This window comes from Paenibacillus sp. Z6-24 (assembly GCF_054161335.1).
In genome coordinates this window covers 2,386,438-2,402,101 of sequence record NZ_CP096398.1, presented here as the reverse complement: position 1 = coordinate 2,402,101, position 15,664 = coordinate 2,386,438, and the positions used below count along the sequence as shown (strand labels likewise).

Sequence of the window (15,664 nt, the reverse complement as noted above, 5' to 3'; positions counted from 1 at the left end):
CCCTATCTACAGCACAACAATAATAAGAGCCGTATCAGTTTCTGTATCCCGTTTCACATCCATCCTATACTTGTAACTCACTGATGATACAATCCATAAATCCATACACAAAAAGACTGCAGCTCTGATGAACTGCAGTCCTGGCATATCCATTATCCATATTTTAGCCTTGCCATCCCCGATCAGTTCGCTGCCAATCGGCTAACAATCTGCTCGGCTGCTTCCCGTCCATGCTGTACGCAGTCCGGGATACCGATGCCCCCATAGCCGGCACCGCATAATACGATACCCGGCAAATGTGCGGCAAGGGACGCTCTGACTCTGTCCATCAGTTCCCCATGCCCTACCGGATACTGTGGCATCGAACGGTAGCAGCGGCTGATCTCCACCAGATCCGGCTCGGCATCGAATCCGATCAGATCGCGCAGATCATGGCGCACTGCCTGCACCAGTTGGTCATCGGACATATCGATCCACTCTTCGGCTCCGGCGCGTCCGATATAGGTACGCAGCAGAGTCTGGTCTGACGGTGCGATATGATGCCATTTGGTAGACGACCATGTGCAGGCGGTGATCATCCGTTTCTCCTTGCGAGGAACGAGGAATCCGGTTCCCTCGAACTCATGCTGCAGCTGATGGTGCTTGTAGCCGAGTGCGATATTCGCTACCGATACATAATGAATCCGATTCAGTTCACAGATCCCCGGCACGTCCTGGAACAGCTCGGCTGCTGCATAGGCAGGTATCGTACAGATGATGCTGTCTGCAGACAGCTGTTCGCCATTGCTCAGGGTAAGATTATAGCGATGACTGCCTGCTCCCATCTGATCCATGGTCGCTTGTGGCTCTGCTATCGCATGGGCGTACTCATTTATAGTAATCTGCACCACTTTTTGCTCCATCCGCAGATTCACCTGATCACGAATCAGCTGCTCCTGCAGCCTGTCGATGATAGCGGATAATCCATGACGGTAGGACAGGAACATGCTTGTTGCTTTTGGCTTGGCATGGGGCGGACCGGATGATGATGGATTTGCCGAGGCTTGACGATGCTCGGAAGCTGCGGCCTTGTTTGGCTGGGCAGATGCATGTCTAGCAGGCCGGCGCAGCATATTTCGCGCCATGCCGATGATCAGGCTATGATGCTTCTTTTCCATCTGTCTGAACTGGGGAAACGTGGACAGCAGACTGAGCGACCGTGTATCTCCGGCGTAGATGCCAGCCAGCAGCGGTTCGGTCATCTGTTCGAGCACTTCACGACCGAGTCTGCGTTCGATAAAGTCACCGAGCGCTTCGTCTTCATCCGCCTTCCGTGAAGGCAGCACCATATCGAGCACCGCTCTGGCTTTGCCCAGCGGAGAGATCAGACCGGTGCGGATAAAGGGGCTGATTCGCGTCGGAATGCCCAGGACGAGTCCCATTGGCATCTGGTGCAGCTTTTTCTTGTGCAAAATATAGGCGGAGCCTGCTTTGGGATTGGTCGGTACGAGCTGCTCCTCCATGCCCAGATCGCTCGTCAGATCCAGGATCGGCTGCTTGCGGGCGAGGAAGGAATCCGGGCCTTTTTCGATCAGGAATCCGCCGGACTGCACCGAATGTATCTTGCCGCCGAGCCGGCTGCTGCTCTCGACCAGCGTGATCTCTACCGGTATATGCTGCTGTACCGCGGCTTGGTGGGCATAATAGGCAGCACTCAGGCCCGTGATCCCCCCGCCCAGCACGACAATTTTCTTCGTGGATGACTGCTTCATTGTACTTCTCCTCCTGTCCAGGCTGCCGGCTGGTAATTGCAGTATGGGTCGCTTTCCAGATAATCGCCGGTAAGCGCATAGGCTCTTGCCCGCGATCCGCCGCATAATTGTCTGAATTCACAGACGCCGCATTTGCCTTTGAGCAGGGACTTGTCTCTCAGCTGCTGCATTACCGGAGCATAGCGGTAAATATCGGACAGATGCTGCTCCCGCACATTGCCGCAGCTCAGCGGCAGGAATCCGCTCGGATACACTTCTCCCGTATGACTGATAAATACAAACCCGTCTCCATCATTCACTCCCTGCGGTGCTCGGCCGAGCATATCACGGTGCTTGCTGCGGCTGCCGGGCTGTCCGGACCGTTCACCCGGCGAAGATGGCGGCATATTCCACTTCTGATTCTGCCGAAAAATCTCATCTGTCGATGATGACGATAGGTGCTGCTGACTCTGCTGCTGGAAAACCACACGCCGATAATGCGGCGCTTCCGTCGCTTTCACGCCAAATGGCATCCGCTGCTGCAGTTCATACATCCACAGCATCACTTCTTCGTGCTGCTGTGGGGTAATCATATCCTTTTCCATACCACGGCCGGTCGGGATCAGGAAAAAGACACTCCACAGTACGGCTTCCATCTGTTCCACCAGCTCTGCAATCTGCGGCAGATCGTCCAGATTATAGCGCGATACCGTCGTATTGATCTGAATCGGGATATGCAGCTCCTGCAAATAGTGGATACCCTGCATCGTACGTTCATAGGAACCGGGTGTACCACGGAAATGATCGTGAATTTTGGCACATGAACCGTCAAGACTAAATGCCCAGCGGGACAGCCCGGCTTCACCGGCTTGTTCCACCGCACTGCGTGTCACTCGTGGAGTGGCACTTGGTGTCATTGACAGCGATAGACCTTTTTCCTGAATCGTGTAGCGGGCCAGTTCATACAGGTCCGGACGCATCAGCGGATCTCCGCCGGTAAATACAAACAGCGGCTGATCCAATTCGCTGATCTGATCAATCAGCTGCTTGCCCTCCTCCAGACTGAGCTGGTCGGGATGCGGGTGATACTGGGCTTCGGCACGGCAGTGCAGACATTTCAGCGCACAGGCCCGGGTCACTTCCCAGATAACGATAAATGGATTCTCATGATAATTGCGTGCTTGAACGGGCATCATGCTGTTCCTGTCCTTTCTCTGTATACGTATTATTTCACATCATTTCACAGACTCTCGTTATCCGGGTGCTCCGGGGATCGGAGATCAGCGTATCCTGTCAATTCTGCAAAGTCTGTAAAATCGATAAGCTATAGCGCACCATTCCTGTATATCCGTTCACCCAGATGACCGACAGATAGACCATTACTGCCAATGCGATCTCGATTATGCCAACCTGCTTGGCGCGCAGCTGTAGCCGCGGCAGATAGCCAGCACGGATGAACAAGACGGCAAAAGGAATAGAGAGCCATAGATTCCAGTATCCGGCGAGTATAATCAGCAGCAGATGATATAGGCATGATGCATAATAATAGCGCGGATTCTTTTTCTCCCGAATCATTGTCTTTACATACAACGCCGTACCTGTAAAATACAGCACCAACAGCAGAAACAGTCTGCTTGCCGCTGCCCAGTCCGGTGTACCGCTAATATAGATCACCGGATAGATAAAGGAACTGAACAGCACGATCGCCACAATATCATTGAATAATGCACGTTCATTACGACTCCGCGCATAGTGGACAGGCACGGCAAAGAAAATAAGCAGCAGTGCGCCATACATCAGCATCTTTGGCTGATGCCATATGACTATTGCTACCAGTGGGATCAGCAATGCTACATATAGCGCTGCCGGACGGAGATATTTTTCCTTGCGTCCCGTCTTGATCCACTGCAGTACCGGATAGCTGAACAGATACATGACCAGCCAGCAGAGGAACAGCGGCAGATGGAGCCAGTGACTGTCGGAGATACTGAGTCCCAGCAGAAAAGGCAGAATGAGCATCGCCCATGCCCCATGCTGATTGGGAATATACCGGTTCATTGTGGTTACCTCCTGTTGATTCGTTAACCTCCAATGTAAGACATGCCGATTCGACGGCAGGAAGAGGATGTATGAGCCGTTCGCAGATCGGAATACCGATCGGTCCGGTGTTCCCAGATATCGGCGATGATATCCTGCAGCTCTTCATCATCCGCCCCGCCGCGCAGCAGCTGACGCAGATCATAGCCGCTGGTCGTGAACAGACAGGTATACAGTTTGCCGTCAGATGACAGACGTGCCCTCGTACATGAGGAGCAGAACGAGTTGGATACCGAGGTGATAAAGCCGACTTCCGTATCGGTACCACGGTAGCGGTAATAGTTCGCTACTTCACCATAGATAGTATGTTTGGAGGGCACCAGTTCATAACGGCTCTGCAGCTGCTGCAAAGTCTCTGCCTGGGTGACCACTTTCTCATAACTCCAGCCATTGCCGCTGCCAGCATCCATAAATTCGATAAACCGCAGGGTAATGCCACGTTCACGGAAATATTCCGCCATTGGCAGGATCTCATTCTCATTGACTCCCTTTTGGACAACCATATTAATCTTGATCCGGTAGCCGAGAGAACGGGCATAATCGATCTGACGCAAAATATGCTGCGGCTGTACACCGCGTCCATTCAGCTGACCAAATATGGATGGGGTGAGCGCATCCAGGCTGATATTCAATCTGCGCAGCCCCGCATGATATAGCGCTTCGGCATGCTGACCGAGCAGCAGTCCATTGGTAGTCAGTCCGATATCCTGCACACCGGGGATGGTATGGATTTCCTTTACCAGCTCATCCAGATTTTTGCGCAGTAACGGCTCACCGCCCGTCAGGCGCACTTTTTGTACACCAAGCCCTGTGAACAGGCTCACCAGTCGGCTCATCTCTTCAAACGTCAGCAGTTCGGCGCGCGGCATAAACGCATAATCGTCTCCGAACAATTCTTTGGGCATGCAATAAGCACACCGGAAATTACAGCGATCGGTAACCGATAGACGCAGATCGCGGACCGGACGGCTTAGCGCGTCAGTCAACTGGCGAATACTCACAGGGCTCTCCCTCTTTTCATAGTAAATGATGAATAGGTCTGTTAACTCTCTAATGTTGTTGATACTTTGAATGTGAATAATGGAACAAGAATGGGCATGCAGCAAGGCAGAAAACGGACCCTTTTGACAGACAGAGCAGTGATATGCTGATCGATCTAGATTTCACTCACTCCTTTCAAATGGAATGAGCATACACGCCCTGATAAAGAGGTCCATCCTTTGCAATCCGTCATCCCATTATGCCTTGAGCTGCTGCTCGTTCAGTTCGCTGAATGTACCGACATAGCGGACATCTTCGCCCGTCTCATCCTTGACGACGCTGATGTTGAGCCATTGCACATACTCTTCGCCATTTTTTCGTTTATTCCAGATGGCGCCCTGCCAGATTCCGTGCTGTTTGATCTCGGACCACATTTTGCTGTAGAAGTCCTGGGATTGACGGCCCGATTTGAGGATGCTTGGCCGCTGTCCGAGCACTTCGTCAGCTTCATAACCGGTCAGCCGGATAAATGCCGGATTAACCGTCTTGATACGGCCATCCGGATCGGTAACCAGAATGCCCTGAGCCGTGGAATCGAATACTTCAGATACGAGCGTAAGCTTGTCCTGATAATACATCCAGACCACGATAATGAGACTCGCCAGTGCCACCTGGGACAGCAGCATGAATCCGATCGAATACTGCCCGGTAATGCCATGGATAGCCGACAGCATTAGCGGCGGGAAGAATCCACCCAGACCGCCCATCATAGACACGATCCCGTTGGCAATACCGGCCTGCTTGTTGAAATAGAACGGTACCAGTTTGAAAATAACGCCGTTGCCGATACCGGCACTAACGGCAATGGCCAGACTGCCGATCGTGTACAGACCAATCGATGGCGAGAATGCCAGTACAATCGCGGCAATCGTATACATCGCAAACGTACCGATCAGCAGAAACAGCGGCTGAAAACGGTCAGCGAGCCATCCGCCCACCGGGCGAAGAAATGTCGCCAATGCGATAAAGCCTGCGGTACGTACGCCTGCATCGACTTTGGACAGATCAAAATTGGCAACGAGAAAGTTCGGCAGATAAACCGTAAAGGCTACGAACGAACCGAACGTAATAAAGTAGAACAGCGAGAAAAACCAGAGCTTTTCATTTTTGTATACACCCTTGATCTGCTCGATAATCGGCGTCTTCACCTTAATCTCACGGCGGTCACCGAGGAAGAAGTTCAGCACGATAAAAACAGCCAGCAAAATCATGTACAGTTGTACGGTGGACTGCCAGCCAATCTGGGTCGCGACAACCGGCGCGGAAAACGTCGTAATCGCCGTACCCATATTGCCCATCCCGTAGATCCCGTTCACCAGTCCATGCTTTTCTTTTGGATAGTATTTTGGCAGCGAGGTAACCCCTACCGAAAATACAGCCCCGCCGATCCCAAGGAACAATCCACCGATGATCAGATCGGCCATAGAATCTGCCCGGCTGATATAAAATACCGGGAACAGCAGCAGAATAAAGCTGATCATAAAGATGATCCGTGCCCCTACGATATTGGCATAGTATCCAAGCGGAATCCGCAAAATCGAACCGAGTACAACCGGTATTGCGGTGACCATCGCCAGACTTCCGGCCGGAATGTTGATATCTTCCCGGATAAAAGGCATCAGTGACGAAATAATCACCCACACCATAAATCCGAGCACCAGATTCATTGTTTGTAAGGATAGCTGTAGTTTTTTGATCATCCAACTCACCTTTCACTTATGTTTCGTTACATTAATAGAAGCTATGTTGCTGTCCTGTATGCTTCTTCATTGTATGACCTGCGGTTATCAAGAGGATATAGGGGAGTCCCCTGTACATGATGCGGGAATCCCTGAGTGGGGCATTAGGTGATGAGCATCAAGCGCTCCGAGAATAATCCAATTCTCAAGCGCATGAGCTAAACCTATTCCATTCGCTGTACTGCAGGACAGCACAAACAGCACAACGCAAAAAAGCCGCCTCGCAAGGAGGCAGCTTCATGTGCAGCAGCTGTAGTCACTTTTAGAAGTCAAGAATCTTCTTCTTCAATGCATACTCCACCAGCTCCGGGCGGCTCTTGAAGTTAAGCTTCTCCATAATCTTGGCTTTGTGTGCTTCCACCGTTTTGACGGAAATGAATAACTTCTCGGCGATTTCCTTGTTGCCGTAGCCTTTGGCGATCAGTGGCAGAATCTCCAGTTCGCGGCGGGATAGCAGTTCGTAGACGTCTTCGCTGCCCGCACTGGTATCATTTTTGACAAATTCGCGTACGAGGGAGGTGGCGAGTTTGGGGTGGATATAGGTGCCTCCCTCGTGGATCGTACGGATCGCGAGCAGCAGTTCTTCATCCGGTGCATTTTTGAGTACATAGCCGGAGGCGCCGTTGCGCAGGACGTGGAACAGGTACTCTTCGTCATCGTGCATGGTCAGGATCAGAATCCGGGTGTCCGGGTAATCGTCCTTGATCTTGCCGGTGGCGATCAGCCCGCTTTCTCCCGGCGGCATGCTGAGATCCATCAGCAGAAGATCCGGCTGATGCTTGGCGACCATCATGTAGGCTTCGATCCCGTCTGCCGCCGTCCCCACCACTTCCATATCCGGCTGAAAATTAAGTATCATTGCAAACCCGCTCCGGACAATCGCATGATCGTCCGCGATTACAATCTTCATCGTATGTTCACCTCACTGCTCCTGCGGCTGGGCGTGTACAGGAATCTCCACGACAATCCGGGTTCCCCTGCCTGCCGCAGAAAATATATTAACATGCCCGCCGACCAGTTCGGCGCGTTCCTGCATTCCATAGAGACCAAGACCCGTGCCTGTCGGTGCATCCCCGGGATTGAATCCTGCTCCATCATCCTCCACGATCAGCTGCAGCAGATTTTCCTTGTCCTGCAGCGTGACACGGATCATGTCAACCTGTGCATATTTGAGCGCATTCAGGATCGCTTCCTGACCGATCCGGTAGATTACCGTCTCCAGTTCATTGCTGTAACGGCGCTGCTCCAGATCGGAATCGAACAGAATGGTGAATCCGTAGCTTTCGTTGATTTTTTTGAAATGGGAACGAAATGCCGCCTCCAGTCCAAAATCATCAAGCGCTGCCGGACGCAGCTCGACCGCCAGATTGCGTATGTCATCCAGCAGACGGGTCATCGACGCTTCGGTCTGCTTCATTTTCTTAAGCAGTTCTTCATCTGTAGTCATGTACTTCAGTACACGCAGGTCGATCACTGCACTCATCAGCTCCTGAGCCACACTGTCATGCAGCTCTCTCGATATGCGCTTGCGTTCATTCTCCTGCGCTTCGATCACATGCTTCATCATTTTGTTCTGGTAGAACTTCTCCTGGGTCTTGAACTGGCGGGTCAGATCGCGCAGCATGAATACGTAGATTCCGCTCTCCCGATCAATCGTATGGTAGGTCGCGGCATACGGGACCATGCCCTTATCCCGCGTATCCAGATAGACCTGGAACGAAGAGAATTCCTCCGATCCCGGACTTGTAAAATAACACGCCAGACAGGTACGCAGCTCCGTGTCGCTCATATAACCACGGCAGACGCCGCAGATCGCCTGGGCTTTGCCCTGATACAGCTGCTCCAGCACATCGTCACTTACAATCTGTTCGGCGGCCGGATTCATCGCCAGTACCTTTCCCTGACGGTTAAAGAAAAACATCGCTTCCGTACTGTTGGTATACAGCTTTTGCATCAATGTATCCAGCTGCTCTGTATTTCGTGATAGGCTCAATTCAGCAGAAACTCCTTTCCGTTCAGCTCGCCAATACCGCGCGCAGTCAGTTCCAGCAATGTCTGTATGCCCTGCCGGGTTACGCGCTGCTCATCCCGGAATCCGCCGAGCAGCACACCGGCTACCCGTGCATCATTCCAGACAGGCACCGCACCGATGCTCGTCAGCTGTTCGGTCCGTATAATGGGATAGTTAAACAGAGCATCCTGCGGCACATCCTCATGGACCGACGATAACATAAACGGCTTGCCTGTCTTGAACACCATCCCGGCAATGCCGCGTCCGCTCTGCAGGACAATTCCCCTGAACCGCTCATTCAGATTGCCGGAGGCATATTTCCACTTGATTACATAGTGGTATTCGGCTGGTTCCACGAGCGCGAGCGCCATCAAATCATACCCACAGATCGCACGGATCTGATCCAGTTCCAGCTGATAATCCACCTCGTTATTCATCGCATGGTCTCCTCATGGAACAGGGAAAGAAGGCAATGCCCTCTCTCCTCAGCTCGATTTATGTCTTCTATAAAGAATATAACTTCTGCCTACATAATTCAATGGAACACTCCACACATGCACCAGACGAGTGAACGGCCAGAATGCAAAAATCGCAAACCCGGTCAATGCATGGATTTTAAAGGAAAGCGGTACATCTCGCATGAGCGCCGGGTCCGGACTCAGCATGAACAGTCCGCGAAACCAGACCGAGATCGTCTCCCGGTAGTCGAATTCCGGACGGGCAAAGTTCGTGAATAAAGTCGCATACAGCCCCATAAAGACGATAAACAGCAGCAGTACATTGACGATCAGATCGGACAGCGTACTCAGACGGCGTACACTGCGGATCGTAAACCGGCGTGCCGTCAGCAGGAACATGCCTGCCAGGGTCACGACTCCGAAAAATCCGCCGCCATATACTGCCCCCATATGATACAGATGCTCACTTACACCGAGCGAATGCATCCAGGTCTTGGGTATACCGAGACCGGCCACATGACCGAGGATTACCGGGATCACACCGAGATGGAACAGCAGGCTGCCGAGCATGAGCTGCTTTTTCTCAATAAACTCACTCGATTTGGCCGTCCAGCTAAATTGGTCGGTTCGATAGCGAAAAATATGACCGACGATAAAAATCACCATACACATATACGGGAAAATGACCCACAAAAACTGCTCAGTCATGCTCATGGGCTGGTGCCTCCTGTCTCACACAAGCTTTCAGTGTCTCACGCAGCCCTTTGACCAGATGATAATAAGGGCTGTTCAGCTTCTCCAGCGCATTGACAAGATGATAGGTACCATCTTCCAGAATCGCCAGCAGCATTTTAAAATTCTCGCCTGCGCGTGGATCATGCTTCCATTCCGCCGCATAGAGGAATTCACACATCAGCGGCAGGAAATCCGGCAGCTCGCCCTCCGGCATTTCCAGACCGAACATCTCGTACAGAATTTTGAGCTTGGCCAGCATCTGTCCGCGTTCCTTGGCTTCTTCGAATTTGAAGTAAGTCATGTAGAGCGCACAATCTTTTTGGAAATCAAATGTCTCCGTATACATCTCCTGAATCTGCTCCATGCTCAGATTCAGCATCTGCTCCCAGTACCGATGCGCATATTCGCGCCCCGGGTGAGAGGATTCGAACGATTCCTGCAGCAGATCCGGATGAAAGTCCAGCTTCTCCGGATACATCAGCTGGCGGGCAAAAAAGTGAAACGACGGCTTATACATATACAGCTGCATCAGATCAATCACGCCAGATCCCCCCGTAGAAATTCTCGTCATGAACCGGACGCCCTTCCTTGTCGACCCGGTTGGAGCTCATCGAATCAATCGCGCTGCAGCCATCACAGCCGCCGCCTCCCATGGCATTGCCCATCATATCGCTATAACCGGCCAGACCCTGTGCACGATAAGGATTCATATGGCCTTCCTTGTGCGAGGTCGGAATAACGAATCGTTCCTCATATTTGGCAATCGCCAGCAGACGATACATCTGCTCGGTCTGGCGCATCGTCAGTCCGACACGTTCCAACCGGCTCTCATCAAATTCCTGACCGGTTGACTTGGCACGCATATACGCACGCATCATCGCCATGCGCTGCAGCGATTCCCTGACCGTTACGGTGTCGCCTGCGGTCAGCATATTGGCCAGATACTGAATCGGCGTACGCATCTCTTCGATCGCCGGGAAAATCATATCCGGATTCTCGATCGAATCCTTGCCTTCAAAGTAGTTCATAATCGGACTCAGCGGCGGTACATACCAGACCATTGGCAGTGTGCGATACTCCGGATGCAGCGGGAAGGCCAGCTTGTATTCGATAGCCAGTTTGTACACCGGAGAGTTTTTCGCAGCGTCGATCCAGTCTTCGGTAATGCCGTCTTTTCTCGCTTGGGCGATTATGGCCGGGTCATTCGGGTCCAGGAACAGATCACATTGTGCCTTGTACAGATCCTGCTCATTCTCCATGGATGCCGCTTCGCTGACACGATCCGCATCATACAGCAGCACACCGAGATAGCGGATACGACCGGTACAGGTCTCCGAACAGACGGTTGGCAGTCCGGCTTCCACACGCGGGAAGCAGAACGTGCATTTCTCGGCTTTGTTGGTCTGCCAGTTGAAGTAGACCTTTTTGTAAGGGCAGCCTGTCATGCAGTACCGCCAGCCGCGGCAGGCTTCCTGGTCGACCAGTACGATGCCGTCTTCATCCCGTTTGTACATTGCTCCTGACGGGCAGGAAGCGACGCAGCTCGGATTAAGACAGTGCTCGCACAGGCGCGGCAGATAGACCATGAACGACTTTTCAAAATTAAACTTGATCTCTTCTTCAATCTTCTCGATATTGGGATCAAGCGGACCGGTAATATGTGCACCGGCCAGATCATCTTCCCAGTTGGGACCCCAGTCCAGATCCATTTTCTCGCCGGTAACCGCAGAGTGCGGGCGGGCGACCGGGGAATGCTTTTGATCTTTGGCATTGGTCAGATTCTCATAGTTATAGGTCCAGGGCTCGTAATAATCGCGCATCTCCGGCATATCCGGGTTATAAAAGATTTTACCGAGTGCTACCTTGGACAGCTTGCTGCCGGATTTGAGTTCCAGCTTGCCTTTGCGCAGCTGCCATCCGCCGCGGTAGATCTCCTGATCTTCCCAGCGCTTCGGATAACCGATGCCCGGCTTGGTCTCCACATTATTGAACCACATGTATTCCGCACCTTTGCGGTTGGTCCATGTTGTCTTGCAGGTTACGCTGCACGTATGACAGCCGATACATTTATCCAGGTTCATCACCATTGCGACTTGTGCTTTAATCTTCAAGCCAGTTAACCTCCTTCATTTTGCGGACAGCCACGTATACGTCCCGCTGGTTACCGATCGGGCCATAATAGTTGAATCCGTAGCTGAGCTGCGCATAACCACCAACCATCTGTGTCGGCTTCATATGAATGCGTGTCGGCGCGTTATGACTGCCGCCCCGTGTATCCGTAATCTCCGATCCCGGTACATTGATATGCTTGTCCTGCGCATGATACATGAACATCGTGCCGCGCGGCATCCGGTGGCTGACGACGGCGCGTGCGGTGACGACCCCATTACGGTTGTAGACTTCCAGCCAGTCGTTATCGTTCAGATCATGTGCGGCTGCATCTTCGTTGTTGATCCATACCGTCGGACCGCCGCGGAACAGGGTCAGCATATGCTGGTTATCCTGGTAGGTGGAGTGAATATTCCATTTGCCATGCGGCGTTAGATAGCGCAGTACGAGTGCATCCTGTCCGCCGCGGATCTCCTTGTCACGTGGACCGAATACCATTGGCGGAAGGGTCGGCTTGTAGACCGGCATCGCTTCGCCAAACTGCTGGAAAATCTCATGATCAATATAGAAATGCTGACGCCCGGTCAATGTCCGGAAAGGCACCAGTCGTTCAATATTCGTCGTAAATGGTGAGTATCGGCGTCCCTGCTTGTTCGAACCGCTGAATACCGGTGTCGGAATGACTTCACGCGGCTGGGCGGTAATGCTCTGGAATGTGATCTTCTCGGCTGCCCGGTCGGCGGAGATATCGCGCAGTTCCACACCGGAATCCAGCTCTGCCTGTGCATAGGCTTTCTGGGAGACACGTCCATTGGTCGCAGAGGACAGATGCAGGATCGTATCGGCGACCTGGCGGGCGGTCTGCAGCTTGGGCAGTCCATCCTTGACCGTCTCGTCGTAATACACGCCATTCAGACGTTTCAGTTCCTCGTACTCTTCGGCTACGGAGAAGCTTACTCCGTGTGCGCCGGTCTTGCCGATCGCCAGATTCGGTCCGAGCGATACGTATTTATCATGAATTTTGGTATAGTCACGTTCGACGATGCTGAAGCTTGGCATCGTCTTGCCCGGGATTGCGTCGACTTCGCCTTTGGCCCAGTCTTTGACCATTCCCATTGGCTGTGAAATCTCTCCCATGGAGTCATGACCGAGCGGCGCCGTTACGAGATCCTTGTATACACCCGGCAGATATGTTTTGGCCATATCCGAGAATGTCTCCGCCAGACCACGGTAGATATCCCAATCGGACCGGGATTCCCACAGCGGATTGACCGCCGGATTGAATGGATGGACAAATGGATGCATATCGGTGGAAGACAGATCGGTCTTCTCATACCATGTTGCTGCCGGCAGGACGATATCCGCATACAGCGGCGTCGTCGTCATGCGGAAGTCCAGCGCCACCATCAGATCGAGCTTGCCCTGTGTATCTTCACGCCAGACAATCTCTTCCGGCTTGTCCTCTTCATTTGGAGTCGCCAGCAGATCATCGGAAGCGCCGAGCAGATGCTTCATAAAGTATTCCTGCCCTTTGGCGGAACTGGAGATCAGGTTAGAGCGCCAGATGAACAGCGAACGCGGAAAGTTCTCCGGCGCATCCGGATCTTCCACGGCAAATCGTGTCTGACGCGACGTGATCTGCTCCACGGAGCGCTTGATAATCTCTTTATTGGTCTTCAGCCCTTCCTGCGCCGCTTCTTCTGCGAACAGCAGGCTGTTTTTGTTAAACTGCGGATACGATGGCAGCCAGCCCAGACGTGCAGCCAGCACATTATAATCTGCCGGATGCTGATAATTCACTTCTCCGCCTACCGGGGACTTGAGTGAATCTACACCGCTTTCTTCATATTTCCACTGATCGGTCGCAAAGTAGAAGAAAGAAGTCGCATTTTGCAGACGCGCCGGTCCCTGCCAGTCTTTGGCAAAGGCAACAGTCGACCATCCTTCGATCGGACGGCATTTCTCCTGACCGACATAATGCGCCCAGCCGCCGCCGTTCACACCCTGTGAAGCGGTCAGTACAACCAGATTCAGAATCGCCCGGTAAATGGTATCACTGTTGAACCAGTGGTTGATGCCGGCGCCCATAATGATCATCGAACGTCCGCCGGTAACGAGTGAATTCTGGGCGAATTCGCGGGCAATCTGTACGACTACCGAAGCTTTGACGCTGGTAATCTTCTCCTGCCAGGCCGGCGTGTAATACGAATCGGCATCGTCATACCCGCGTGCATTATGTTCGCTGTCTGTACGTGCGATACCGTACTGACTCATCATCAGGTCGTAGACGGTTGCAATGTAGCGCTGTGTTCCATCCGCCAGTGTGATTTTCTGCGCCGGAATCACGCGTTTGAAGATGCCATTCCCACTGTTGTCAAAGTAAGGGAAGACGACTTCCAGCCACTCTGCATCCGGTCCGTCTACACTCAGTGCCGGTTCAATTACAGTTCCGTCTTCACGTTCGAGAATCAGGTTCCACTTCGCATCCTTTTCCCAGCGCTGGCCCATCGTTCCGTTTGGTACGATTAGCTTACCTGCTGTCTGGTCATAAATAATCGGCTTCCAATCGGCATGCTCGGAATCATTGCCCAGATCACTGGCCCGCAGGAAACGTCCTCCTTTGAGTGAATCTTCGTGAGGGTCCAGCAGGATCATAAATGGCATATCCGTAAACTGCTTGGCATAGTTCAGGAACATCGGCTCCTGGCGCTGCTGGTAAAATTCATCCAGAATAACGTGGGTCATCGCCTGTGCGAGTGCAGCATCCGTCCCCGGATGAGGCGCCAGCCAGTTATCTGCGAATTTCACATTTTCCGCCAGATCCGGTGCGACCGAGACGACCTTGGTTCCTTTGTAACGAACCTCGGTCATAAAATGCGCATCCGGTGTCCGGGTAAGCGGCACATTGGAACCCCACATCATCAGATAACCGGCATTGTACCAGTCCGAAGATTCCGGTACATCCGTCTGCTCGCCCCAGATTTGCGGGGAAGCCGGCGGCAGATCCGCGTACCAGTCATAGAAGCTGAGCATCTGTCCGCCCAGCAGAGAGATAAATCGCGCACCCGATGCATAGCTGATCATCGACATGGCTGGAATTGGCGTGAAGCCGGCGATCCGGTCAGGTCCGTATTTGCGGATCGTGTAAATGAGTTGGGCAGAGATCAGGTACATCGCATCTTCCCAGCTCACCCGTACATGACCGCCCTTGCCGCGGGCTTTTTTGTAAATGTCGGCCTTGGCTGGATCTTCCACAATACTCGCCCAGGCATCGACCGGGTTGGTATGTTCGGCCAGTGCGGCCTGCCAGAGACGAACCAGCTTGCCGCGCATATAGGGATATTTGATACGCAGCGGACTGTATTCATACCATGAGAATGTAGCTCCACGCGGACAGCCGCGAGGTTCGAATTCCGGCATATCGGCGCCACAGGATGGATAATCAATCTGTTGATTTTCCCAGGTGATGATGCCGTTTTTGACAAATACTTTCCAGCTGCAGGAACCGGTACAGTTCACACCGTGTGTTGTGCGTACGACTTTATCATGAGACCAGCGCTGCCGGTACATATTCTCCCATTCGCGATTCTTCTCTTCCAGAACGGACCAGTTATCCGAGTAGCTCTCAATCGGCTTGAAAAAATTCAGCTTGTATTTACGTTTCATGAATGATAAACACTCCTTATTTGTTATACAGAACGGACAGCGGAACCCGGCTGTATAATCATTCGGTAGTTTCATTAT

At 52.5% G+C, this 15,664-nt stretch carries 12 protein-coding genes; all 12 read right to left on the bottom strand.

Annotated elements, in window-relative coordinates; genetic code table 11:
* Positions 1-182: 182 nt before the first annotated feature.
* On the bottom strand, positions 183-1,751 hold the full coding sequence (gene hemG / locus M1D61_RS10555; RefSeq protein ID WP_458122293.1) for a protoporphyrinogen oxidase: 1,569 nt from the start codon (positions 1,749-1,751) through the stop codon (positions 183-185).
* On the bottom strand, positions 1,748-2,926 hold the full coding sequence (locus tag M1D61_RS10550; protein WP_458122292.1) for a TIGR04053 family radical SAM/SPASM domain-containing protein: 1,179 nt from the start codon (positions 2,924-2,926) through the stop codon (positions 1,748-1,750). The genes hemG and M1D61_RS10550 overlap by 4 nt, the downstream gene beginning before the upstream one ends.
* 97 nt (positions 2,927-3,023) lie before the next feature.
* Positions 3,024-3,788 carry a YwiC-like family protein gene (locus tag M1D61_RS10545; protein ID WP_458122291.1) on the bottom strand — a complete coding sequence of 255 codons (765 nt, stop codon included), beginning with the start codon at positions 3,786-3,788 and terminating at the stop codon, positions 3,024-3,026.
* Between the two features lie 23 nt (positions 3,789-3,811).
* Positions 3,812-4,828 (bottom strand): GTP 3',8-cyclase MoaA, encoded by a 1,017-nt coding sequence (moaA, locus tag M1D61_RS10540; RefSeq protein WP_458122290.1) that lies wholly within the window; start codon positions 4,826-4,828, stop codon positions 3,812-3,814.
* Positions 4,829-5,065: 237 nt separating this feature from the next.
* Positions 5,066-6,568: a nitrate/nitrite transporter gene (locus M1D61_RS10535; RefSeq protein WP_458122289.1), complete on the bottom strand. Its 1,503-nt coding sequence runs from the start codon at positions 6,566-6,568 to the stop codon at positions 5,066-5,068.
* Positions 6,569-6,869: 301 nt separating this feature from the next.
* Positions 6,870-7,517, bottom strand: coding sequence for a response regulator (locus tag M1D61_RS10530; protein WP_458122288.1), 648 nt, complete (start codon positions 7,515-7,517; stop codon positions 6,870-6,872).
* 12 nt (positions 7,518-7,529) lie between these two features.
* Positions 7,530-8,600, bottom strand: coding sequence for a sensor histidine kinase (locus tag M1D61_RS10525; protein WP_458122287.1), 1,071 nt, complete (start codon positions 8,598-8,600; stop codon positions 7,530-7,532).
* Positions 8,597-9,055, bottom strand: a complete 459-nt coding sequence (locus M1D61_RS10520) for a GAF domain-containing protein (RefSeq protein ID WP_458122286.1) — start codon at positions 9,053-9,055, stop codon at positions 8,597-8,599. The genes M1D61_RS10525 and M1D61_RS10520 overlap by 4 nt, the downstream gene beginning before the upstream one ends.
* Before the next feature lie 48 nt (positions 9,056-9,103).
* On the bottom strand, positions 9,104-9,790 hold the full coding sequence (narI, locus tag M1D61_RS10515; RefSeq protein ID WP_458122285.1) for a respiratory nitrate reductase subunit gamma: 687 nt from the start codon (positions 9,788-9,790) through the stop codon (positions 9,104-9,106).
* Entirely contained in the window at positions 9,777-10,352 is a 576-nt protein-coding gene (gene narJ / locus M1D61_RS10510) for a nitrate reductase molybdenum cofactor assembly chaperone (RefSeq protein ID WP_458122284.1), read from the bottom strand. The genes narI and narJ overlap by 14 nt, the downstream gene beginning before the upstream one ends.
* Positions 10,345-11,922, bottom strand: coding sequence for a nitrate reductase subunit beta (narH, locus tag M1D61_RS10505; RefSeq protein ID WP_458122283.1), 1,578 nt, complete (start codon positions 11,920-11,922; stop codon positions 10,345-10,347). The genes narJ and narH overlap by 8 nt, the downstream gene beginning before the upstream one ends.
* Complete coding sequence (locus M1D61_RS10500) at positions 11,912-15,586, bottom strand: nitrate reductase subunit alpha (protein ID WP_458122282.1); 3,675 nt, start codon at positions 15,584-15,586, stop codon at positions 11,912-11,914. Before M1D61_RS10500 ends, narH begins: the two co-directional genes overlap by 11 nt.
* Positions 15,587-15,664 lie beyond the last annotated feature (78 nt).